We start from the raw sequence: 22,687 nt of genomic DNA, 5'->3' as shown, positions 1-22,687 counted from the left end.
TATCATAATTAGTATCCTTTTCGTATTTCTTTGGGGATTGTGCCTATATAGTGGATTAAATTTAAATCAGGACAAGGCGACGAAACCGCAGACAGTACAAATAGTACGGCAAGGCGAGGCAACGCCGTACTGGTTTAAATTTAATCCACTATATCGGAGGACGGTTTTGTGCCCCGATATATCGGGCAACAAAATGCCGTCTGAAACGGAAACCTGTTTCAGACGGCATTTTGCCGTTACGGACTTTCGGTCAATGGCGGATTTCGCCGCTTTTTTCTTTGTGTTTCAATACGGCGCGGTCAAGTTTGTCTGTCAGGGTGTCGATGGCGGCATACATGTCCTGACCGTCGGACTCGACGTGCAGGTCTTTACCGGCAAGGTGTACGTCTGCCTCGGCCTTATGGCCGGCTTTTTCCACAGACAGCGTTACAGTTATAGAAATGATGTCCGAAGCGTGGCGGTTGATGCGCTCCAGTTTCTTGGAAACGTGGTTTTTGATGGCTTCGGTAACGTCAAAATTCAGACCGGTGATTTTCAGATTCATGATACAGCTCCTTCGGTGGGTTCTGTCCGTCGGCGACGGAACGGAAAAACGGGTTGTAGCATTGTGTTGAAAAATTATTCTGCGGTTTTGCGTTTGTGTGCTGCCGGAATCTCAAGGGATTCTCTGTATTTGGCAACGGTGCGGCGGGAAACTTCCATACCGCGGAAAGCCAGCAGGTTGGCGAGTGCCTCGTCAGAATAGGGCTTGCGTTTGTCTTCGCTGCTAACAAGCTGGGAAAGCGCGGCTTTAACGGCGTGTTGGCTGACGGCTTCTTTGCCTTCTTCCATTTGAACTGCCTGCGTGAAGAAATAGCGTAGCGCAAACACTCCGCGCGGGCAAGACAAATATTTTTGGCCCGCCGCGCGGGAAACGGTACTTTCTGCCACACCCAATTCGGCGGCAGCATCTTTCATCAGCAGGGGGACAAGTCCGATTTCACCAAAAGTGAAAAAGTCTGCCTGATGTTTGACGATGTATTTGGCAAGGAGGAGGACGGTTGCCTTCCTCAATTCCAGTGAATCGATACGTTGTTTGGCTTCGCTGATTTTTTCCTTCCATTCGGGGGAAACGCCTTCAGACGGCATCAGTCCGCAATATTCGCGGTTGAGTTGCAAGGCGGGTTGGGCATCTTCGTTGAAGCGCACCTTCCAGCCGTTTCCATCCGCTTCCACCCAAACATCGGGTCGGATATACGGCACGGGCGCGGCGGAGGCGAAACCGGCGGCGGGAAAGGGGTTGAGCGAGGCAATGAGGTCGAGTGCGCTTTCCAGCGTGCCGCTGTCGGTTTGGGGCAGGCGTTTTTTTATTCGCGCGAGGGTTTGGCTGCGGTTGCCGTCAATGCTGTCGAGTGCGGTTCGGACGATATGCAGGGCGGCGGTTTTGGCGGTGCATCCGTCCGATCTTTCTATCTGCAATATCAGCGATTCGTTCAAATCGGCGGCGGCCACGCCTGCCGGGTCGAATTTTTTCAATGCGGTCAGGGCTTGTTGCAGCATTGCCTCATCTAACATCCACTCCAAGGGCGTATGGTCGAGGATGTCTTCGATGCTGTCGGTCAGATAACCTTGCTCGTCAAGGAAATCGATAAGGATGTGGACACAGGCGGCTTCTTGGTCGGAAAGCGGGTGTTCGCACACTTGCGCGTGCAGGTATTGCTTGAAATCTTCTTCGCCGGCGATGTTGGACAGCATATCTTCGCCTTCGTCTCCGCCGATTTGACGCGCGGGCGCGGTGTAATGGCTGAACTCGGCATCGGAAAATTCATCCGTTTCTTTGCGTTCGAGCAGGGGGTTGTCCGACAGCCAGTCCTCAACCTCGCGTTCAAGTTCGATACCCGACATCTGCAATACGCGCAAAGATTGTTGCAGCCGCTGGTCGAGCTGCTGGGTCTGTTTGAGCTTTATTCCGAGTAAGGTCATGATAATGTGGGGAAAATTGTTATTTTCAGCCTGCCGGCGCAAAAAATGCCGCAAAGCGTCATTGCATTATAAATGGTTTTAATGGGCGGGTTCGGATTCTGTCCGATAACAAAAAACAAACGGAAATCAAAAACCGATTGCTTATAACAATATTAAATCGATTTCATAGTTTTAATAGCGAAAATCTTGGCGTATAGTCGCATCCATAGTTTTTGCAAAAGGAAAACAAAATGTCGATTCAAGAAATTTATTGCAATCAAGAAACCGGTTACGAATACGCTTTCCGCCAAATCGTACTGTAAGCCGTTTACCCCCCCCATTTGACCAACCCGAGAAAAGGAACAAGAGCGATGACTGCCTCCAAATGCCCCGTAACCCATCTGACCATGAACAACGGCGCGCCCGTTGCCGACAATCAAAACAGCCTGACCGCCGGCCCGCGCGGCCCCCTGCTGGCGCAGGATTTGTGGCTGAATGAAAAACTCGCCGACTTCGTGCGCGAAGTCATCCCCGAACGCCGTATGCACGCCAAAGGTTCGGGCGCGTTCGGTACGTTTACCGTAACACACGACATCACCCAATACACTCGCGCCAAAATCTTCAGCGAAGTCGGCAAAAAAACCGAGATGTTCGCCCGTTTCACCACCGTGGCAGGCGAGCGCGGCGCAGCCGATGCGGAACGCGACATCCGCGGCTTTGCCTTGAAGTTCTATACCGAAGAAGGCAACTGGGATGTGGTCGGCAACAACACGCCCGTGTTCTTCCTACGCGATCCGCGTAAATTCCCTGACTTGAACAAAGCCGTCAAACGCGATCCGCGCACCAATATGCGTTCCGCCACAAACAACTGGGATTTTTGGACGCTGCTGCCCGAAGCGTTGCACCAAGTTACCATCGTGATGAGCGACCGCGGCATCCCTGCCGGCTACCGCCATATGCACGGTTTCGGTTCGCATACCTACAGCTTCTGGAACGAAGCAGGCGAGCGTTTTTGGGTGAAATTCCATTTCCGCACCCAACAAGGCATTAAAAACCTGACCAACGAAGAAGCCGCCAAAATCATCGCCGACGACCGCGAAAGCCACCAGCGCGACCTGTACGAAGCCATCGAGCGCGGCGACTTCCCGAAATGGACGATGTACATCCAAGTCATGCCTGAAGCCGATGCGGAAAAAGTGCCTTATCATCCGTTTGACCTGACCAAAGTTTGGCCGAAAAAAGACTATCCGCTGATTGAAGTGGGCGAATTCGAGTTGAACCGCAATCCCGAAAACTTCTTCGCCGATGTCGAACAATCCGCCTTCGCACCGAGCAACCTCGTTCCCGGTATCGGCGCGAGCCCCGACAAAATGCTGCAAGCGCGTTTGTTCAATTACGCCGACGCGCAACGCTACCGTTTGGGCGTAAACTTCCGCCAAATCCCCGTCAACCGTCCGCGCTGCCCTGTTCACAGCAACCAGCGCGACGGACAAGGCCGAGCCGACGGCAACTACGGCAGCCTGCCGCACTACGAACCCAACAGCTTCGGCCAATGGCAGCAACAACCCGACTTCGCCGAACCGCCTTTGAAAATCAACGGCGACGCGGCACACTGGGACTACCGCCAAGACGATGACGACTACTTCAGCCAACCGCGCGCCTTGTTCAACCTGATGAACGACGAGCAGAAACAGGCTTTGTTCGGCAACACCGCCGCCGCAATGGGCGACGCGCCCGACTTCATCAAATACCGCCATATCCGCAACTGCTACCGTTGCGATCCGGCATACGGCGAAGGCGTGGCAAAAGCCCTCGGACTGACCGTCGAAGACGCACAAGCCGCCCGCGCGACCGACCCTGCATTGGGACAGCCCGGTTTGCTGTAAGGGGGAATTATGTGGATGGAAATTGAAGAAATCCTGTCCCGCGCCGTCCGCTACCGGAAATAACCGGGCATAAAAATGCCGTCTGAAACGTTGTTTGACCGCTTCAGACGGCATTTCCACACCCCGCCCCGCCGTTTTGGCGGGCGTTTTTTATTAAACGCAAAATATCCCGTCATTCCCACGAAAGTGGGAATCCAGAACGTAAAATCTAAAGAAACCGTTTTCCCCGATAAGTTTCCGTACCGACAAAACTAGATTCCCGCCTGCGCGGGAATGACGGGATTTCTGTTTTTGATTTTTTGTTTTTGGGGAATGACGGGATTTGAGATTGCGGGCATTTATCGGGAAAACAGCAACCCCTCCTCCGTCATTCCCACGAAAGTGGGAATCCAGAACGTAAAATCCAAAGAAACCGTTTTTCCCGATAAGTTTCTGTGCCGACAACTCTAGATTCCCGCCTGCGCGGGAATGACGGGATTTCTGTTTTTGATTTTTTGTTTTTGGGTAATGGCGGGATTTGAGGTTGCGGGCATTTATCGGGTAAAACGGAAATTAAGCGTTGCGAAAATTTATCCGAAATCACAGCAACTTTTCCGCGTCATTCCCACGAAAGTGGGAATCCAGGTTCGTTGAGTTTCAGCCATTTCTAATAAATTCTTGCAACTTTGAGTTTCCGGATTCCCGCCTGTGCGGGAATGACGAATCCATCCGCACGGAAACCTATATCCCGTCATTCCCACGAAAGTGGGAATCCAGAACGTAAAATCTAAAGAAACCGTTTTTCCCGATAAGTTTCCGCGCCGACAAAACTGGATTCCCGCTTTCGCGGGAATGGCGGGAAACTTATATTTCGTCATCACACCAATCCCACCCTGCCCCACCCCCCCCAAAAAAAAACCCCAATCTGACAAAATCTGACAAAAAACGTCAGCACAAAACTGACAAAAATTGTCACAACTGACAAAAAACGTCAGCCCGCCGCATTATTCCGCCGCAGGCCACACCGCGTTGATATAAAAAAATACCCATACCAAACAGACAAATAAAAAAATATTCTGTAAAATGCCGAGCCGAACCCGGTTTTGGCACGCCGCTTGCTGGAAAGAAGGCGAACCGAAACAAAAAAGACCACGGTCAAATACATTACGGGTTTACGTTTGCGGCGGATGCCGCAAATTCCAATCAAACTTAAACATTTTCAAACAGGAGTCATCCAAATGAAAGCAATCCAAAAAGGTTTCACCCTGATCGAGCTGATGATCGTCATCGCCATCGTCGGTATCTTGGCAGCCGTCGCCCTGCCCGCATACCAAGACTACACCGCGCGCGCCCAAATGTCCGAAGCCCTGACTTTGGCAGAAGGTCAAAAAGCCGCAGTGGTCGAGTATTTTTCCGACAACGGAGTATTCCCTGCCAACAATGCCTCCGCAGGTATTGCTACTGCTTCTACAATTACAGGTAAATATGTGGCTAAAGTAGAAGTTGGTAAAGTAGGTACGTCTGGTGCCCAAATTACCTCTACCATGAAATCTTCCGGTGTGAATGCCGACATCAAAGGTAAAACTTTGACTTTGGTAGGTCAACAAAACTCCGGCTCGTTCTCTTGGGAATGTAAAAAAGGTACTGTGGACGACAAATTCCTGCCGTCTTCCTGCCGCACCAAATAAGGACAATGACCGGGTTTGACCCCGCCGTGAAAACAAATGCCGCCCGAACCGCTCGGGCGGCATTTTCTATTCCCCTTTGCCGCTTCAGACGGTATCCTCCGTCCGCCTTTGCCGTTTCGGCGGGCGTTTTTTATTAAACGCAAAATATCCCGTCATTCCCGCCCCACAGCCCACTTTTCCGCCGTCATTCCCGCACCATCCCCACCGGTTCAAACCGGCACGGAAACTTTTCCGCGTCATTCCCGCGAAAGCGGGAATCCAGAACGTAAAATCTAAAGAAACCGTTTTACCCGATAAGTTTCCGTACCGACAGACCTAGATTCCCGCCTGCGCGGGAATGACGGGATTTCTGTTTTTGATTTTTTTTGTTTTTGGGGAATGACGGGATGCGGGTTTTCGTGCGGCGTTTTTCGCACTTTGCTGTTTTGCTATAATCCGCCCTTTTTAAGGACGGGTGCGGTATGGGTTTTTACGCTTTGCTCTTGGTTGCGCTGGGGATGTCGATGGATGCGTTTGCCGTCGCATTGGCAAAGGGTGCGGCGGTCAGGATGCCCCCGCGCAAAATTGCGGCAACGGCTTTGGTGTTCGGCACGGTTGAGGCACTCACGCCGCTGGCGGGCTGGGCGGGCGGTTTTTATGCCAAGCCGTTTATCAGCGAATGGGACCATTGGGCGGCTTTTGTCCTGCTGGGCGGGCTGGGTCTGAAAATGATGCGCGAAGGGTTGTCCGGCGAGGTGGACAATGTGCGCGAAAGCAAACGGGAAAGCCTATGGATAACGGTTCTGACTGCTTTTGGAACCAGTATTGATTCCATGATAGTCGGGGTGGGCTTGGCGTTTATGGAGGTAAACATCGCCTTTGCCGCCGCCGTCATCGGTATGGCGACGACGGTGATGGTGGCGTTCGGGTTGACGGCGGGAAGGGCTTTGGGCGGATTGTTCGGCAAACGCGCCGAGTTTGCCGGAGGTTTGGTGTTGATCGCCATCGGCACTTGGACGCTCTTGTCGCATTTGGGTTTGATTCAATGATGTCGGAAAATAAAATGCAAAAATATTCCGTCATTCCCGCGAAAGCGGGAATCCAGAACATAAAATCTAAAGAAACCGTTTTATCCGATAAGTTTCCGTACCGACAAAACTAGATTCCCGCCTGCGCGGGAATGACGGGATTTCTGTTTTTGATTTTTTGTTTTTGGGGAATGACGGGATTTGAGATTGCGGGCATTTATCGGGTAAAACGGAAATTAAACGTTGCGGAAATTTATCCGAAATCACAGCAACTTTTCCGCGTCATTCCCGCGAAAGCGGGAATCCAGGTTCGTTGAGTTTCAGCCATTTCTAATAAATTCTTGCAACTTTGAGTTTTTGGATTCCCGCCTGCGCGGGAATGACGAATCCATCCGCACGGGAACCTATATCCCGTCATTCCCACGAAAGTGGGAATCTAGGTTCGTTGAGTTTCAGCCATTTCTAATAAATTCTTGCAACTTTGAGTTTCCGGATTCCCGCCTGCGCGGGAATGACGGGATTTTGGCTTGCTGTTTTTGTGAAAATGGCGAAACCGCGCAAATGCTGATGCCGTCTGAAACACTGTTTGATTGTTTCAGACGGCATTTTTTGTTCACATCGATCAAGCCGCGTTGTCGAAGCCGCTGTGGCGCAGCAGTGCGTCTATGCGCGGTTCGCGCCCCCGGAAGGCTTTGAAGGATTCTGCTGCACTGCGCGATCCGCCGACGGCGAGGATTTCCTGCCAAAAGCGTTTGCCTGTGGCGGCAACGTCGCTGCTTTCTTCAAAGGCGGCGTATGCGTCCGCGCTCAATACTTCCGCCCACGCGTAGCTGTAATAGCCTGCGGAATAGCCGCCGGCGAAGATGTGGCCGAAGCTCAAGGCGAAGCGGTTGTATTCGGGCGGTTGGATGACGGCGACTTCTTTGCGCACGCTGTCTAAAACCTGTTGCCAGTTTTTCAGACGGCATTCGTCGCTTTCGCTGTAAATCAGCATATCGAAGAGGGCGAACTCCATCTGGCGGACGAGGAACATTCCGCGTTGGAAGTTTTTGGCGGCAAGCATTTTGTCGAAGAGTTCTTTCGGCAGGGGCTCGCCGGTTTCTTCGTGGGCGGACATTTGTGCCAAAACGTCGTATTCCCAGACGAAGTTTTCCATAAACTGGCTGGGCAGTTCGACCGCGTCCCATTCTACGCCGTTGATGCCGGATACGCCCAGTTCGTCCACTTGGGTAAGCAGGTGGTGCAGGCCGTGGCCGGTTTCGTGGAAGAGGGTGAGGATTTCGTCGTGGCTCAAACGCGCTTCCCTGCCGCCGACGGGCGGGGCGAAGTTGCAGACGAGGTAGGCGGTCGGCAGTTGCAGCGTGCCGTCTGAAAAACGGCGGCGGCCTTTGTAGTCGTTCATCCACGCGCCGCCGCGTTTGCCTTCGCGTGCGTACAAATCCATATAAACGCCGCCTATGGTTTCGCCGTTCTGTTGCAATTCAAAGTAGCGCACGTCTTTGTGCCAGACGGGGACGGTTTTTTCGGCGAATCCGATGCCGTAGAGTTTTTTGATTTGGGCGAACAGTCCGTTTAATACTTTGCCGACGGGGAAGTATTTTTTAACTTCGGTTTCGCTGAACGCGTATTTGGCTTCGCGCAGTTTTTCGCCGGCATAGCCCAAGTCCCACGGTTGCAAATCGGCGAGGTTCAGGCGTTCGCGGGCGAAGGCTTTGACTTCGGCGAGGTCTTTTTCGGCGTAGGGTTTGGCGCGGCGGGCGAGGTCGTGCAGGAAGTTTAAAACCTGTTCGGGCGTGTCCGCCATTTTGGTTGCCAGCGACAGCTCGGCGTAGTTTTTGAAGCCGAGCAGTTTGGCGGTTTGCAGGGCGTTTTCGAGCGTGCGGTCGATGTTGGCGGTGTTGTCGAATTTGCCGTCGTCTGAAAGTTTGCTGGCGCGGGTAACGTAGGCGCGGTAGATTTGTTCGCGCAGTTCGCGGTTGTCGGCGTATTGGATGACGGCAAGGTAGTGCGGAATCTGCAAGCCGATTTTGTAGCCTGTTTTGCCTTCGCTTTGCGCGGCGGCGGCAAACATCGCGAGCGCGTCTTCGGGAATGCCGGCAAGCGGTGCGGCATCGTCAAAGTAAATGCCGAACGCGTCGGTCGCGTCTAGGACGTTTTGGGAGAATTTGGCGGAAAGTTGCGCGCCTTCGGTTTGCAGTTTTGCCAGTTCTGCCTGCTGTTCGGGCGGCAGTTCCGCGCCGCTCAATACGAAATCGCGCAGGTCGTAGTTGAGCTTGGTTTTTTGTGCGGGGGAAAGCGTTGCAAATTCGGGGGAATTTTTGATGGTTTTGAAGCGGTTGTATAGTTCGATGTCTTGTCCGATTTCGGTGAAGAAGACGGTGATTTCGGGCATCAGTTCGTTATAGACGGCGCGCAGTTCGGGCGTATCGACGACGGAGTTGAGATGCGATACCACGCCCCAAATCCTGCCGACGCGTTCGGTGATGCCGGTCAGGGATTCGACGGTGTTTGCCCAGTCGGTGTGTGTTTGTGCTTTGATGGCGGCGATTTGTTCGCGCGCTTCGGCAATGGCGGTTTGGACGGCGGGTTTGATGTCTTCGGTTTTGATTTGGTCGAAACGGGGTTCTTCGCCCAAGTGGAGCAATACGTTATCGTTCATGTCGGGTTCCTTTGTGTGTTGTGCTTCAGACGGCATATCGGCAATATGCCGTCTGAAGCCGGAAATGGTGCCGACCGGGGAAAGTTAAAGTGTTTCGGAGTCGGCGGGATGATTTAACAGGCGGTATTGTACGCGCAAAAATTCGTCCATAACCGCCTGCTGGATTTCCAGCCGCTTTGAAACGGGGGAGGCGAAGCGGACGATGATGCGGTATGCCTTGTCGTCGTACGGCACGCGGGTAACGCGCGGTCTGGCGGCGGGCGTGATAAACAGTTTTTCCGCCTGCACGTTTTCCAAATGCCGTTGGATGGCGGGGATGTAGGGCGCGCACAAGGGCTCGAGTACGGCTTTCAGACGGCATACGGCTTCATCCGAATCCAAATGGATGGGGACGGGGATTTCGACCGTATGGATGACATAGTCGCCCAAAATATTGTCGCGGCGCACGGGGTGGCTCAACAACAGGCTGTTGGGGAAAGAAACGGTGGTTCCCGCAAGCTGTCCGACCAAGGGGTTCGGGCCGACCTGCATCATCAGCGTGTTCAACAGGTTGATGTCGACCACGCGCCCGCGCAGGCCGTTGATTTCGATATAGTCGCCGACCGAGTATTGCTGGGTGGCAGACCTTAAAATACTGCCCGACAAACACATAATCAGTTCCTTCGTCGCCACGACGACCGCCGCCGCCACCGCAAACATCGACAAAGCCAGCGTTTGAATTTGCGCCGACCAGATAAATGCCAGCGAAAACAGCACCAAAAGCAGCGTTATATTGCGGCTGGCAACCAAAAACCGCCGCTTGCTTTCGATGCCGAAATCCGGATGCCGTCTGAAGTGGATGTTCAACAGAAGGGCGCGCGCCAGCAGCAAAGCCGCAACCGCCGCCACGGATTCGACCGCCTCCGCACGTATCGGGACGGCATCGAGCCAAGTGTTCAGAAGATTCCATATTTCCATTTCCGCACCCCTGTCCGAAAAGTTTAGGGCGTAGATTTTAGTGGCAAAAAAACGCTTTTGCCACTTTGCCGGCAAATCCCGCGCCCCTACCGGCCGCCAATGCGCCGCCCGCCCTTTCAGACGGCATACGGATGCGGATAACGCTGAATCAGGCGGCAAAATCGGCTATAATACACAATTATATACGCCGTCCCGCCCGCTTTTTCCACAAGGTGCGGACTGTTTTGGCGGCATCGCAAAATCTTTTCAAAATCCGGCAAAAAATATGACTGAACAAAAACACGAAGAATACGGCGCCGACAGCATTCAGGTGCTCGAAGGCTTGGAAGCGGTACGCAAACGCCCCGGCATGTACATCGGCGACACGCAGGACGGCAGCGGCCTGCACCATATGGTGTTTGAAGTATTGGACAACGCCATCGACGAAGCACTGGCGGGACATTGCGATAAAATCACCGTAACCATCCATGCCGACAATTCCGTCAGCGTCGCCGACAACGGGCGCGGTATGCCCACCGGCATCCACCCGAAAGAAGGACGCTCCGCCGCCGAAGTCATCATGACCGTATTGCACGCAGGCGGCAAGTTCGACAACAACAGCTACAAAATCTCCGGCGGCCTGCACGGCGTGGGCGTGTCCGTCGTCAACGCACTGTCCGACTGGGTTACGCTGACCATCTACCGCGACGGCAAAGAACACTTCGTCCGCTTCGTGCGCGGCGAAACCGAAGAGCCGTTGAAAGTTGTCGGCGATTCCGACAAAAAAGGCACGACCGTGCGCTTCCTCGCCAGCGCGGAAACCTTCGGCAACGTCGAATACAGCTTCGACATCCTCGCCAAGCGCATCCGCGAACTTTCCTTCCTGAACAACGGCGTGGACATCGAATTGATTGACGAGCGCGACGGCAAACACGAAAGCTTCGCCCTTTCCGGCGGCGTGGCCGGGTTCGTGCAATACATGAACCGCAAAAAAACGCCGTTGCACGAAAAAATCTTCTACGCGTTCGGCGAGAAAGACGGCATGAGCGTCGAATGTGCGATGCAGTGGAACGACAGCTATCAGGAAAGCGTGCAGTGCTTCACCAACAACATCCCGCAGCGCGACGGCGGTACGCACCTGACCGCGTTGCGCCAAGTCATGACGCGCACCATCAACAGCTACATCGAAGCCAACGAAGTCGCCAAAAAAGCCAAAGTTGAAACCGCCGGCGACGATATGCGCGAAGGTTTGACCTGCGTGTTGTCCGTCAAACTGCCCGACCCCAAATTCTCATCGCAAACCAAAGACAAACTGGTTTCCAGCGAAATCGGCCCCGTCGTCAACGAAGTCATCAACCAAGCCCTGACCGACTTCCTTGAAGAAAACCCGACCGAAGCCAAAATCATCACCGGCAAAATCGTCGATGCCGCCCGCGCGCGCGAAGCCGCCCGCAAAGCCCGCGAAATCACACGCCGCAAAGGCGTGATGGACGGCTTGGGACTGCCCGGCAAACTCGCCGACTGCCAAGAAAAAGACCCTGCCTTGTCAGAACTTTATCTGGTTGAGGGCGATTCCGCAGGCGGTTCTGCCAAACAAGGCCGCGACCGCAAATTCCAAGCCATTTTGCCGCTCAAAGGCAAAATTTTGAACGTCGAAAAAGCCCGTTTTGAAAAAATGCTCGCCAGCCAAGAGGTCGCCACCCTGATTACCGCGCTGGGCGCAGGCATCGGCAAAGAAGAGTTCAACCCCGAAAAACTGCGTTACCACCGCATCATCATCATGACCGATGCCGACGTGGACGGTGCGCACATCCGCACCCTGCTCCTGACCTTCTTCTACCGCCAAATGCCCGAACTGGTCGAGCGCGGCTACATCTATATCGCCCAGCCGCCTTTGTATAAAGCGAAATACGGCAAACAGGAACGTTACCTCAAGGACGAGTTGGAAAAAGACCAATGGCTGCTCGGACTCGCCTTGGAAAAAGCCAAAATCGTTTCAGACGGCCGCACCATCGAAGGTGCAGAGCTTGCCGACACCGCCAAACAATTCCTGTTGGCGAAAACCGTTATCGGACAGGAAAGCCGCTTCGTGGACGAACTCGTCCTGCGCGCCATGCTGCACGCGTCGCCCATCGATTTGACGTCGTCTGAAAACGCCGATAAAGCCGTTGCCGAACTTTCCGGTCTGCTCGACGAAAAAGAAGTCGCCCTCGAACGCATCGAAGGTCATGAAGGACACCAGTTCATCAAAATCACGCGCAAGCTGCACGGCAACGTCATGGTCAGCTACATCGAACCCAAGTTCCTCAACAGCAAAGCCTACCAAACCCTCACCCAAACCGCCGCCGCGCTCAAAGGCTTGGTCGGCGAGGGCGCCAAGCTTTACAAAGGCGAAAACGAGTACGATGTGGACAGCTTTGAAGCCGCGCTGAACATCCTGCTCCAAAACGCCCAAAAAGGCATGTCCATCCAGCGGTATAAAGGATTGGGCGAGATGAACCCCGAGCAGCTTTGGGAAACGACGATGGACCCCGCCGTGCGCCGTCTGTTGAAAGTGCGCATCGAAGATGCCATCGCCGCCGACGAAGTGTTCGTTACCCTGATGGGCGACGAAGTCGAACCGCGCCGCGCCTTCATCGAAAACAACGCGCTGATTGCCCAAAATATCGACGCATAAGTGCCGTTTTAAGAAAGGAGACGGGCAGCTTGCCGCGTCTCCTTTTGGTTTGTCAAACGGAAGCCATGCCGTCTGAAACCGCCTTTCGGAGCAAAACCATGATCAGCATTTTCGACATTTTCAAAATCGGTATCGGCCCTTCCAGCTCGCACACCGTCGGTCCGATGAAGGCCGCCGCCGCATTTGCCGCAGGTTTGGACGCGCAAACCGCCCGCATCGCCATCGACATTTACGGCTCGCTCGCCCTGACCGGATACGGGCACGGTACGTTTGACGCGCTGATGCTCGGTTTGGAAGGCAGCCTGCCGCACGATATTCCGCTTGCCGGCATTCCCGACCGCCTCGAACGTATCCGCTCCCGGCATATCCTGCTGCTTAACGGAAATGAAATTGTGTTCGACCCCCGGCACGATTTGCACATACGCGGCAATCAAGTGCTGCCCAAACACCCCAACGGACTGCGTTTTACCGCCTATGCTTCAGACGGGGCAGTCTTGAAGGAGCAGGTTTATTATTCGGTCGGCGGCGGGTTTGTCGTTACCGAAGAAGATTTCGAGCGGCAGTCGGAAACGGAAAAAGCCGTTCCTTATCCTTACAACAGTTGTGCCGAGCTGCTTGCCCAATGCCGTCTGAACCGGCTGGATATTTCCGAAGTCGTGTTGGCAAACGAGGCTGCGCTTGCCGGATGCAGTGAAACCGAGATCCGCCGCCGCGTTGCTGCCGTTGCCGACGTGATGGAAGGCTGCATCAAACGCGGTTTGGGTGCGGACGGCGAACTGCCCGGCGGATTGAACGTCCGCCGCCGCGCCCCGCAGCTTGCCGCCAAGCTTAAAGTCCTGCGCGAAACCGAAATCGTCAACACCCAGCTTTGGCCGATGGTGTACGCCATGGCGGTCAACGAAGAAAACGCCGCCGGCGGACGCGTCGTTACCGCGCCGACCAACGGGGCGGCAGGCATCATTCCCGCCGTATTGCACTATTTCCGCAAGTTCAACCCTCACGCCACACAGGAACGCGTCGAAAACTTCCTGCTCACCGCAGGCGCAATCGGCATCCTCTACAAAACCAACGCCTCCATTTCCGGTGCGGATGTCGGTTGTCAGGGAGAAGTCGGCGTAGCGTGTTCGATGGCGGCGGGCGCATACGCCGAAGTTATCGGCGGTACACCCAAACAAGTGGAAAATGCCGCCGAAATGGCGATGGAACACCATTTGGGCTTAACTTGCGACCCCGTCGGCGGACTGGTGCAAATCCCCTGCATCGAACGCAACGGCATCGCCGCCGAAAAAGCCCTCAAACTCGGCACGCTCGCGCTCTTGGAAGACGGCACGGACAAAAAAGTCTCGCTCGACGAAGTCATCCAAACCATGTTGCAGACCGGTCGGGATATGAAGGCGACCTACAAAGAAACCTCGCTTGCCGGACTCGCCGCCACACTCCAGAAAAAAGCTATCCCCATATCCGTGCGCGTGGTTGAGTGCTGAGGATGGACAGAAACGGAAATGCCGTCTGAAAACAGTTTTTCAGACGGCATTTCATTTATTTCTTGTGGGTTTACCGCTTCAACGCCAGCGTCAACACGCCCGCCGTTACCAGCCCCAAGCCTATCCACTCCTGCGTGTTCGGGCGTTCGTCCAAGAAAACCACCGCCATCAGCGCGACCAAGACCAGGCTGAATTTGTCGACGGGCGCGACTTGCGAGGCGTTGCCCAGTTGCAGGGCTTTGAAGTAGGCGAGCCAGGATGCGCCGGTGGCGAGTCCGGATAAAATCAGAAACGTCCAGTTGCGGCCGGTAAAGCCGTTTACGCCCTGCCATTTGCCGGTGTAGGTCAAAAACAGTACCAAAGCGGCGAGGATGACCAAGGTGCGGATAAAGGTGGCGAAATCGGAATCTATGCCCTGCAAACCCATTTTGGCGAAGATGGCGGTCAATGAGGCAAAGCCTGCCGATGCCAATGCCCAAAACAGCCATGCGTTGCTGCTCATGTTTTATTCCTTTGTTTCAAATTGTTGACAATATGAGTCCGCTTGTTGATGAAATATCAAAATTTTCACTGCGGTTTGTCTTTGGAAAACGCTATAATAGAACGAATATTCTTTTTCTTCCAGCCGTCTCTTGAGATTGTTTCAGACGGCCTTTCCCTCTCTCAATAAAGGAAAATCATGAGCTTCAAAACCGATGCTGAAATTGCCCAGTCTTCCACCATGCGCCCGATTGGTGAAATTGCCGCCAAGCTGGGTTTGAACGTTGACAACATCGAGCCCTATGGTCATTACAAAGCCAAAATCAATCCTGCCGAGGCATTCAAGCTGCCGCAAAAACAAGGCCGTCTGATTTTGGTTACCGCCATTAATCCGACTCCTGCGGGTGAGGGTAAAACCACTGTAACCATCGGTTTGGCGGATGCGTTGCGCCATATCGGTAAAGATTCGGTTATCGCCCTGCGCGAGCCTTCTTTGGGCCCGGTGTTCGGTGTTAAAGGCGGTGCAGCAGGCGGCGGCTATGCCCAAGTTCTGCCGATGGAAGACATCAACCTGCACTTCACCGGCGACTTTCACGCCATCGGCGCGGCGAATAACCTGCTCGCCGCCATGCTCGACAACCATATCTACCAAGGCAACGAGTTGAACATCGACCCCAAACGCGTGCTGTGGCGGCGCGTGGTTGATATGAACGACCGCCAGTTGCGCAACATCATCGACGGTATGGGCAAACCTGTTGACGGCGTGATGCGTCCCGACGGTTTCGACATTACCGTTGCCTCCGAAGTGATGGCGGTATTCTGTCTTGCCAAAGACATCAGTGATTTGAAAGAGCGTTTGGGCAACATCCTCGTCGCCTACGCCAAAGACGGCGGCCCCGTTTACGCCAAAGATTTGAAAGCCCACGGTGCGATGGCGGCATTGCTCAAAGATGCGATTAAGCCCAATTTGGTACAAACCATCGAAGGCACGCCCGCTTTCGTACACGGCGGCCCGTTTGCCAACATCGCCCACGGCTGTAACTCTGTAACGGCCACCCGTCTGGCGAAACACCTTGCCGATTACGCCGTAACCGAAGCAGGCTTCGGCGCGGATTTGGGCGCGGAAAAATTCTGCGACATCAAATGCCGCCTTGCCGGTTTGAAACCCGATGCAGCCGTCGTCGTCGCCACCGTCCGCGCTTTGAAATACAACGGCGGCGTGGAACGCGCCAACCTCGGCGAAGAAAATTTAGACGCTTTGGCAAAAGGTCTGCCCAATCTTTTGAAACACATTTCCAACCTGAAAAATGTATTCGGGCTGCCCGTCGTCGTCGCTATCAACCGCTTCGTGTCCGATTCCGATGCCGAGTTGGCCATGATTGAAAAAGCTTGTGCGGAACACGGCGTTGAAGTTTCTTTGACTGAAGTATGGGGCAAAGGCGGCGCAGGTGGTGCAGACTTGGCACGCAAAGTCGTCAATGCCATTGAAAACCAACCGAATAACTTTGGCTTTGCCTACGATGTTGAGTTAAGCATTAAAGACAAAATCCGTGCGATTGCCCAAAAAGTGTACGGCGCTGAAGATGTTGATTTCAGCGCGGAAGCATCTGCCGAAATCGCCTCGCTGGAAAAACTGGGCTTAGACAAAATGCCGGTCTGTATGGCGAAAACCCAATATTCTTTGAGCGACAACGCCAAACTTTTGGGCTGCCCCGAAGGCTTCCGCATCACCGTGCGCGGCATTACCGTTTCCGCCGGCGCAGGCTTCATCGTCGCGCTGTGCGGCAATATGATGAAAATGCCGGGTCTGCCCAAAGTCCCCGCTGCCGAGAAAATCGATGTGGATGCAGAAGGCGTGATTCACGGCTTGTTCTGAGCGGTTTTCTGAAACCGGATGCCGTCTGAAGCCGTTTCAGACGGCATTTTTTCGGAAGGAAGGCGGCGGTATGCTATAATCCGCCGTTAAATTTCTCTATTTTCAGGAAAAACCATGAGCTTGAAATGCGGCATCGTCGGTTTGCCCAACGTCGGCAAATCCACCCTTTTTAACGCGCTGACCCAATCGGGCATCGAAGCGGCAAACTATCCTTTCTGTACCATCGAACCCAACGTCGGCATCGTCGAAGTGCCCGACCCGCGTATGGCGGAGCTGGCGAAAATCGTCAATCCGCAAAAAATGCAGCCCGCCATCGTCGAGTTTGTCGATATTGCCGGCTTAGTCGCAGGCGCGAGCAAAGGCGAAGGCTTGGGCAACCAGTTCCTCGCCAACATCCGCGAGACTGACGCGATTGTTAACGTCGTACGTTGCTTTGACGACGACAACATCGTCCACGTTGCAGGCAAAGTCGATCCGATTGCCGACATCGAAACCATCGGCACCGAGTTGGCACTGGCTGACTTGGCCAGCGTCGAAAAAGCCATCGTCCGCGAAGAAAAACGCGCACGCTCAGGCGACAAAGACGCGCAAAAGCTGGTCGATTTGTGCAAAAAACTGCTGCCGCATCTGGACGAAGGCAAACCCGTGCGTTCCTTCGGTTTGGACGCAGAAGAACTTGCCATGCTCAAACCGCTGTTCTTGCTGACTGCCAAACCTGCCATGTACGTCGGCAACGTTTCCGAAGACGGTTTTGAAAACAACCCGCACCTCGACCGCCTGAAAGAATTGGCTGAAAAAGAAAACGCCCCCGTCGTCGCCGTCTGCGCCGCGATGGAAAGCGAAATCGCCGAATTGGAAGACGATGAAAAAGCCGAATTCCTCGCCGAAATGGGCTTGGAAGAACCGGGTCTGAACCGCCTCATCCGCGCGGGTTACGACCTCTTGGGCCTGCAAACCTACTTTACCGCCGGTGTCAAAGAAGTCCGCGCTTGGACCATCCACAAAGGCGACACCGCGCCACAAGCCGCCGGAGTGATTCATACGGATTTTGAACGCGGCTTCATCCGCGCCCAAGTCATTTCCTACGACGACTTTGTCTCGCTCGGCGGCGAAGCCAAAGCCAAAGAAGCCGGCAAAATGCGCGTGGAAGGCAAAGAATACGTCGTGCAAGACGGCGATGTGATGCACTTTTTGTTTAACGTGTAAACACGGCAAAACGCTTTTCAGACGGCCTTTTTTTCAGCTTAAGGCCGTCTGAAGCCGGTTTTTGACGGTTCCGGCGTTTCCCGTGCCGCAGGAATAAAGCCGCATCAAAATAAAATCCCGCCCGATCGGCAAGCGTCTGACGGCTTGCCAAAAACAAGCCGCCCCGCCGTTACGGGAAGCCGTCCGACATTCCGAATATCCCGAGCCCCGATACGAAATGACCTTTCAGACGGCATTTGCGCCGCCGCGTTTCAAGTATAGTGGATTCAATTTAAATCAGGACAAGGCGGCGAGCCGCAGACAGTACAGATAGTACGGCAAGGCGAGGCAACGCCGTATTGGTTTTTGTTAATCCGCTATAAAAACATTATGAGCCAAGCCTTACCTTACCGCCCGGACATCGACACATTGCGTGCCGCCGCCGTTTTGTCCGTCATCGTGTTCCATATCGAAAAGGATTGGTTGCCGGGCGGGTTTCTCGGTGTCGATATTTTCTTTGTGATTTCAGGCTTTTTGATGACGGCGATCCTCCTCCGCGAAATGTCCGGGGGGGGGCGTTTCTTCCTCAAGACATTTTATATCCGCCGCATCAAACGGATTTTGCCCGCATTTTTCGCCGTATTGTCCGCAACGCTGGTAGGCGGCTTCTTTTTATTCACCAAAGATGATTTCTTTCTTTTGTGGAAATCCGCGCTGACCGCCTTGGGTTTCGCCTCCAACCTGTATTTTGCAAGGGGGAAGGATTATTTCGATCCCGCGCAGGAAGAAAAGCCCCTGCTGCACATTTGGTCTTTGTCGGTCGAAGAACAATTTTACTTTGTCTTTCCGATGTTGCTGCTGCTCGTCGCCCGCAAAAGCCCGCGCGTACAGTTCGGCTTCCTCGCCGCATTGTGCGCCTTAAGCCTTGCCGCTTCCTTTATGCCTTCCGCGCTCGATAAATATTACCTGCCCCACCTGCGCGCCTGCGAAATGCTGGTCGGATCGCTGACCGCCGTGCGGATGCGGTACCGGCAACAGCGGAATCTCGTCGCCGGCAAACGGTATGCCGCCGCCGGCGCATTGTTTTCCGTGTGCATACTGTCCGTCTGCCTGTTTGCCTATTCGGAACAAACCGCCTACTTCCCGGGGCCCGCCGCTCTGTTTCCCTGTCTGGCCGTTGCCGCGCTGATTTATTTCAACCATTACGAACACCCGCTTAAAAAATTTTTCCAATGGAAAATCACCGTTGCCGTCGGTTTGATTTCCTATTCGCTTTATCTGTGGCATTGGCCGATATTGGCCTTTATGCGCTATATCGGTCCGGACAACCTGCCGCCTTATTCGACAGCGGCAGCAATCGTTCTGACCTTGGCGTTTTCCCTGGTTTCTTATCACTGCATCGAAAAGCCGTTTAAAAAATGGAAAGGTTCGTTCGCACAATCCGTTTTATGGATTTATGCCTTGCCTATGCTCATTTTGGGCGCGGGCTCGTTTTTCGCGATGAGGCTGCCGTTTATGGCGCAATACGACCGCTTGGGGCTGACGCGTTCCAACACCTCCTGCCACAACAATACCGGCAAACAATGCCGGTGGGGGGATACGGAAAAACAGCCGGAACTGCTGGTTTTGGGCGATTCCCACGCCGACCATTACAAAACATTCTTCGATGCCGTGGGCAAAAAAGAAAAATGGTCCGCCACAATGGTTTCCGCCGACGCTTGCGCCTATGTTGAGGGCTACGCGTCCCGCGTGTTCCAAAACTGGGCCGCCTGCCGCGCCGTTTACCGCTATGCCGAAGAACACCTGCCCCGGTATTCAAAAGTGGTTTTGGCGATGCGCTGGGGCAGCCAGATGCCCGAAAACAGCCGCTCCCTTGCCTACGATGCCGGTTTTTTCCAAAAATTCGACCGTATGCTGCACAAGCTCTCATCCGAAAAACAAGCCGTTTACCTGATGGCGGACAACCTTGCCTCGTCTTACAACGTCCAGCGCGCCTATATCTTGTCTTCACGCATACCGGGCTACCGCCAAACCCTGCGCCCGGACGACGAAAGCACCCTGAAAGCCAATGCCCGCATCAGGGAATTGGCAGCCAAATACCCCAACGTCTATATTATTGATGCCGCCGCCTATATCCCCACAGATTTCCAAATAGGCGGATTGCCGGTTTACTCGGACAAAGACCACATCAACCCTTACGGCGGCACGGAATTGGCGAAGCGTTTTTCCGAAAAACAACGGTTTCTCGATACGCGCCATAACCATTGATCCGATTAAATTTGTTACAATCGGCGGTTTGCAAAACCGCTAATTTTTTTGAAAGAGACCGATGAGCGTCATCCAAGACCTGCAATCGCGCGGCCTAATCGCGCAAACGACCGACATCGAAGCCTTAGACGCTTTGTTGAACGAACAAAAAATTTCCCTTTATTGCGGCTTCGACCCGACCGCCGACAGCCTGCATATCGGACACCTGCTGCCCGTATTGGCATTGCGCCGTTTCCAACAGGCGGGGCATACGCCGATTGCACTGGTGGGCGGCGCGACCGGCATGATCGGCGACCCCAGCTTCAAAGCCGCCGAACGCAGCCTCAATTCCGCCGAAACCGTTGCCGGCTGGGTAGAAAGCATCCGCAACCAACTGAAACCGTTTTTGAGCTTTGAAGGCGAAAATGCCGCCATTATGGCGAACAACGCCGACTGGTTCGGCAGCATGAACTGCCTCGACTTCCTGCGCGACATCGGCAAGCATTTCTCCGTCAATGCCATGCTGAACAAAGAGTCCGTCAAACAGCGCATCGACCGCGACGGCGCAGGCATTTCCTTCACCGAGTTCGCCTACTCCCTGCTGCAAGGCTACGACTTTGCCGAGTTGAACAAACGCCACGGCGCGGTTTTGGAAATCGGCGGCTCCGACCAATGGGGCAACATCACCGCCGGCATCGACCTGACCCGCCGCCTGCACCAAAAACAAGTGTTCGGTCTGACCCTGCCTTTGGTTACCAAATCAGACGGCACCAAATTCGGCAAAACCGAAGGCGGCGCAGTATGGCTGAACGCGAAAAAAACCTCGCCGTACCAGTTCTACCAGTTCTGGCTGAAAGTCGCTGATGCCGATGTGTATAAATTCCTGAAATACTTTACCTTCCTGTCGGTTGAAGAAATCGATGCCGTCGAAGCGAAAGACAAGGCAAGCGGCAGCAAGCCCGAAGCGCAACGCATCCTTGCCGAAGAAATGACCCGCCTGATTCACGGAGAAGCCGCCCTGCAAGCCGCGCAGCGTATTTCAGAAAGCTTGTTTGCCGAAGACCAAAGCAGCCTGACGGAAAGCGACTTCGAACAGCTCGCCCTCGACGGTCTGCCCGCATTTGAAGTTTCAGACGGCATCAATGTCGTCGAAGCCTTAGTCAAAACCGGCTTAGCATCTTCCAACAAAGAAGCGCGCGGTTTTGTGAACAGCAAAGCGGTTTTGCTCAACGGCAAACCTGCCGAAGCCAACAACCCCGACCACGCCGCCGAACGCCCCGACGACGCCTGCCTGCTGACCGACGCGCACAAACGCTTCGGCAAATACACCATCCTCCGGCGCGGCAAACGCAACCACGCGCTTTTGGTTTGGAAATAATCCGGTTGCCGCAGAAATGCCGTCTGAAGCCTTCAGACGGCATTTTTATCAAATGCAAAACACCCTGCGCCTGCCGATATGCCGTCATTCCCGCGCAGGCGGGAATCTAGGACGTAAAATCTCAAGAAACCGTTGCACCCGATAAGTTTCTGCGCCGACAGGTCTAGATTCCCGCCTGCGCGGGAATGACGATGCGGGTATTTCTGATGATTCGGCAAACCGTAGCAACTGTATTTTTGCCCGACGGGGTGAAAAATACAGTTGCTACGCAACACCCTGTATCCCCCCCCCGAACATCTCCCCAAACAACGCCGCGCGCCCCGGGCATTTGCCGTTTCCCTGCAAAATCTGCGATACAATGCCGTCTGAACATTTATCCGAATCCCCAACCCGATGGATACCGCACAAAAACAACGCTGGGCACTGACACTATCCTACGACGGCAGCCGCTTTTACGGCTGGCAGAAACAGGCTGACGGCGTACCGACCGTTCAGACGGCATTGGAAACCGCGCTCGCCCAAATCGCAGGAGAATCTGTCGCCACCACCGTTGCCGGCAGAACCGACACCGGCGTGCACGCCACCGCCCAAGTCGTTCATTTTGATACTGCCGCCGTCCGTCCGGTTCAGGCATGGGTGCGCGGCGTAAATGCCCACCTGCCCGAAGGCATTGCCGTTTTGCACGCTCAACAGGTCGCACCCGAATTTCACGCCCGCTTCGACGCATACGGACGGCACTACCGCTACCTGCTCGAATCCGCCCCCGTCCGTTCCCCCATGCTCAAAAACAGGGCAGGCTGGACACACCTCAAACTCGACATCGGGCAGATGCGGCAGGCTGCCGCCTATTTGATCGGCGAACAAGACTTCTCCAGCTTCCGCGCCGCCGAGTGCCAGGCAAAATCCCCCGTCAAAACCATTTACCGCGCCGACCTTACCCAAAGCGCAGGACTCGTCCGCCTCGATTTGCACGGCAACGCCTTTTTGCACCACATGGTACGCAACATCATGGGCGCGCTCGTTTATGTCGGCAGCGGCAGACTCAGCGTCGAAGGCTTCGCCGCACTGATTCAAGAACGCAGCCGCCTCAAAGCCCCACCGACCTTCATGCCCGACGGACTCTACCTGACCGGCGTCGACTATCCCGAGGCATACGGCATCATCCGTCCCCAAATCCCCGAATGGCTTTAAAACATTCTTGTCGCGGAGATTTTGAAATCGGACAAACTGTCAGGCAATCTTTTTCAATGTTGACACTATAGTG

At 54.3% G+C, this 22,687-nt stretch carries 17 protein-coding genes and 1 pseudogene; 12 read left to right on the top strand and 6 right to left on the bottom strand.

From position 1 onward, the window contains the following. Positions 1-46: 46 nt before the first annotated feature. Positions 47-154 (top strand): annotated as a pseudogene (locus Q3O06_RS00860) (IS5/IS1182 family transposase); the annotation flags it as partial. 96 nt (positions 155-250) lie between these two features. On the opposite strand, the gene hpf reads toward Q3O06_RS00860, so the two are convergent. Together hpf and rpoN are read right to left on the bottom strand one after the other, a co-directional pair. Next, positions 251-544, bottom strand: coding sequence for a ribosome hibernation-promoting factor, HPF/YfiA family (hpf, locus tag Q3O06_RS00855; protein ID WP_301817082.1), 294 nt, complete (start codon positions 542-544; stop codon positions 251-253). Between the two features lie 74 nt (positions 545-618). Beyond that, positions 619-1,962 carry an RNA polymerase factor sigma-54 gene (rpoN, locus tag Q3O06_RS00850; protein WP_301817080.1) on the bottom strand — a complete coding sequence of 448 codons (1,344 nt, stop codon included), beginning with the start codon at positions 1,960-1,962 and terminating at the stop codon, positions 619-621. Positions 1,963-2,312: 350 nt separating this feature from the next. Between rpoN and katA the strand changes: the two genes are divergently transcribed. The 4 genes from katA (at position 2,313) to Q3O06_RS00830 (ending at position 6,522) form a co-directional block, all read left to right on the top strand. Beyond that, on the top strand, positions 2,313-3,827 hold the full coding sequence (gene katA / locus Q3O06_RS00845; RefSeq protein WP_301817078.1) for a catalase KatA: 1,515 nt from the start codon (positions 2,313-2,315) through the stop codon (positions 3,825-3,827). A gap of 75 nt (positions 3,828-3,902) precedes the next feature. Beyond that, the gene (locus tag Q3O06_RS00840) at positions 3,903-4,082 is read left to right on the top strand and encodes a hypothetical protein (protein ID WP_301817076.1); all 180 of its coding nucleotides are present in this window, start codon (positions 3,903-3,905) and stop codon (positions 4,080-4,082) included. A 962-nt stretch (positions 4,083-5,044) separates the two neighbouring features. Further along, a complete protein-coding gene (locus Q3O06_RS00835) occupies positions 5,045-5,494 on the top strand; it encodes a pilin (protein ID WP_301667449.1) in 450 nt (149 codons plus the stop codon). A 461-nt stretch (positions 5,495-5,955) separates the two neighbouring features. Continuing rightward, positions 5,956-6,522, top strand: a complete 567-nt coding sequence (locus tag Q3O06_RS00830) for a manganese efflux pump MntP (protein WP_301817075.1) — start codon at positions 5,956-5,958, stop codon at positions 6,520-6,522. A 441-nt stretch (positions 6,523-6,963) separates the two neighbouring features. Here Q3O06_RS00830 and Q3O06_RS00825 read toward each other — a convergent pair whose 3' ends face one another. The 3 genes from Q3O06_RS00825 to Q3O06_RS00815 all read right to left on the bottom strand — a co-directional run bounded on the left by Q3O06_RS00825 (position 6,964) and on the right by Q3O06_RS00815 (position 10,117). Then, complete coding sequence (locus Q3O06_RS00825; protein WP_301817073.1) at positions 6,964-7,107, bottom strand: hypothetical protein; 144 nt, start codon at positions 7,105-7,107, stop codon at positions 6,964-6,966. A gap of 16 nt (positions 7,108-7,123) precedes the next feature. Next, the gene (locus Q3O06_RS00820) at positions 7,124-9,160 is read right to left on the bottom strand and encodes a M3 family metallopeptidase (protein WP_301817134.1); all 2,037 of its coding nucleotides are present in this window, start codon (positions 9,158-9,160) and stop codon (positions 7,124-7,126) included. Between the two features lie 84 nt (positions 9,161-9,244). Then, positions 9,245-10,117 carry a mechanosensitive ion channel family protein gene (locus Q3O06_RS00815; protein ID WP_045750347.1) on the bottom strand — a complete coding sequence of 291 codons (873 nt, stop codon included), beginning with the start codon at positions 10,115-10,117 and terminating at the stop codon, positions 9,245-9,247. Positions 10,118-10,382: 265 nt separating this feature from the next. Here Q3O06_RS00815 and gyrB point away from each other — a divergent pair, with 265 nt between their 5' ends. Both gyrB and Q3O06_RS00805 read left to right on the top strand, forming a co-directional pair. Then, positions 10,383-12,773 (top strand): DNA topoisomerase (ATP-hydrolyzing) subunit B, encoded by a 2,391-nt coding sequence (gyrB, locus tag Q3O06_RS00810; RefSeq protein WP_301817071.1) that lies wholly within the window; start codon positions 10,383-10,385, stop codon positions 12,771-12,773. Between the two features lie 98 nt (positions 12,774-12,871). Then, positions 12,872-14,257: an L-serine ammonia-lyase gene (locus tag Q3O06_RS00805; RefSeq protein WP_301817133.1), complete on the top strand. Its 1,386-nt coding sequence runs from the start codon at positions 12,872-12,874 to the stop codon at positions 14,255-14,257. 70 nt (positions 14,258-14,327) lie between these two features. Here Q3O06_RS00805 and Q3O06_RS00800 read toward each other — a convergent pair whose 3' ends face one another. Then, positions 14,328-14,759: an EamA family transporter gene (locus tag Q3O06_RS00800; RefSeq protein ID WP_107820059.1), complete on the bottom strand. Its 432-nt coding sequence runs from the start codon at positions 14,757-14,759 to the stop codon at positions 14,328-14,330. A gap of 177 nt (positions 14,760-14,936) precedes the next feature. Between Q3O06_RS00800 and Q3O06_RS00795 the strand changes: the two genes are divergently transcribed. The 5 genes from Q3O06_RS00795 to truA all read left to right on the top strand — a co-directional run bounded on the left by Q3O06_RS00795 (position 14,937) and on the right by truA (position 22,614). Then, on the top strand, positions 14,937-16,613 hold the full coding sequence (locus Q3O06_RS00795) for a formate--tetrahydrofolate ligase (RefSeq protein WP_301817069.1): 1,677 nt from the start codon (positions 14,937-14,939) through the stop codon (positions 16,611-16,613). 114 nt (positions 16,614-16,727) lie between these two features. Next, positions 16,728-17,819 carry a redox-regulated ATPase YchF gene (ychF, locus tag Q3O06_RS00790; RefSeq protein ID WP_301817067.1) on the top strand — a complete coding sequence of 364 codons (1,092 nt, stop codon included), beginning with the start codon at positions 16,728-16,730 and terminating at the stop codon, positions 17,817-17,819. 369 nt (positions 17,820-18,188) lie between these two features. Continuing rightward, positions 18,189-20,066 (top strand): acyltransferase family protein, encoded by a 1,878-nt coding sequence (locus Q3O06_RS00785; protein WP_301817065.1) that lies wholly within the window; start codon positions 18,189-18,191, stop codon positions 20,064-20,066. A gap of 61 nt (positions 20,067-20,127) precedes the next feature. Beyond that, on the top strand, positions 20,128-21,423 hold the full coding sequence (gene tyrS / locus Q3O06_RS00780; protein WP_301817063.1) for a tyrosine--tRNA ligase: 1,296 nt from the start codon (positions 20,128-20,130) through the stop codon (positions 21,421-21,423). 393 nt (positions 21,424-21,816) lie between these two features. Beyond that, positions 21,817-22,614, top strand: coding sequence for a tRNA pseudouridine(38-40) synthase TruA (gene truA, locus Q3O06_RS00775; protein ID WP_301817060.1), 798 nt, complete (start codon positions 21,817-21,819; stop codon positions 22,612-22,614). Positions 22,615-22,687 lie beyond the last annotated feature (73 nt).

Origin of the sequence: Neisseria maigaei, assembly GCF_958267405.1 — a bacterium.
Lineage (GTDB): Bacteria > Pseudomonadota > Gammaproteobacteria > Burkholderiales > Neisseriaceae > Neisseria > Neisseria bergeri.
This window is presented reverse-complemented; position numbering and strand designations above follow the sequence as displayed.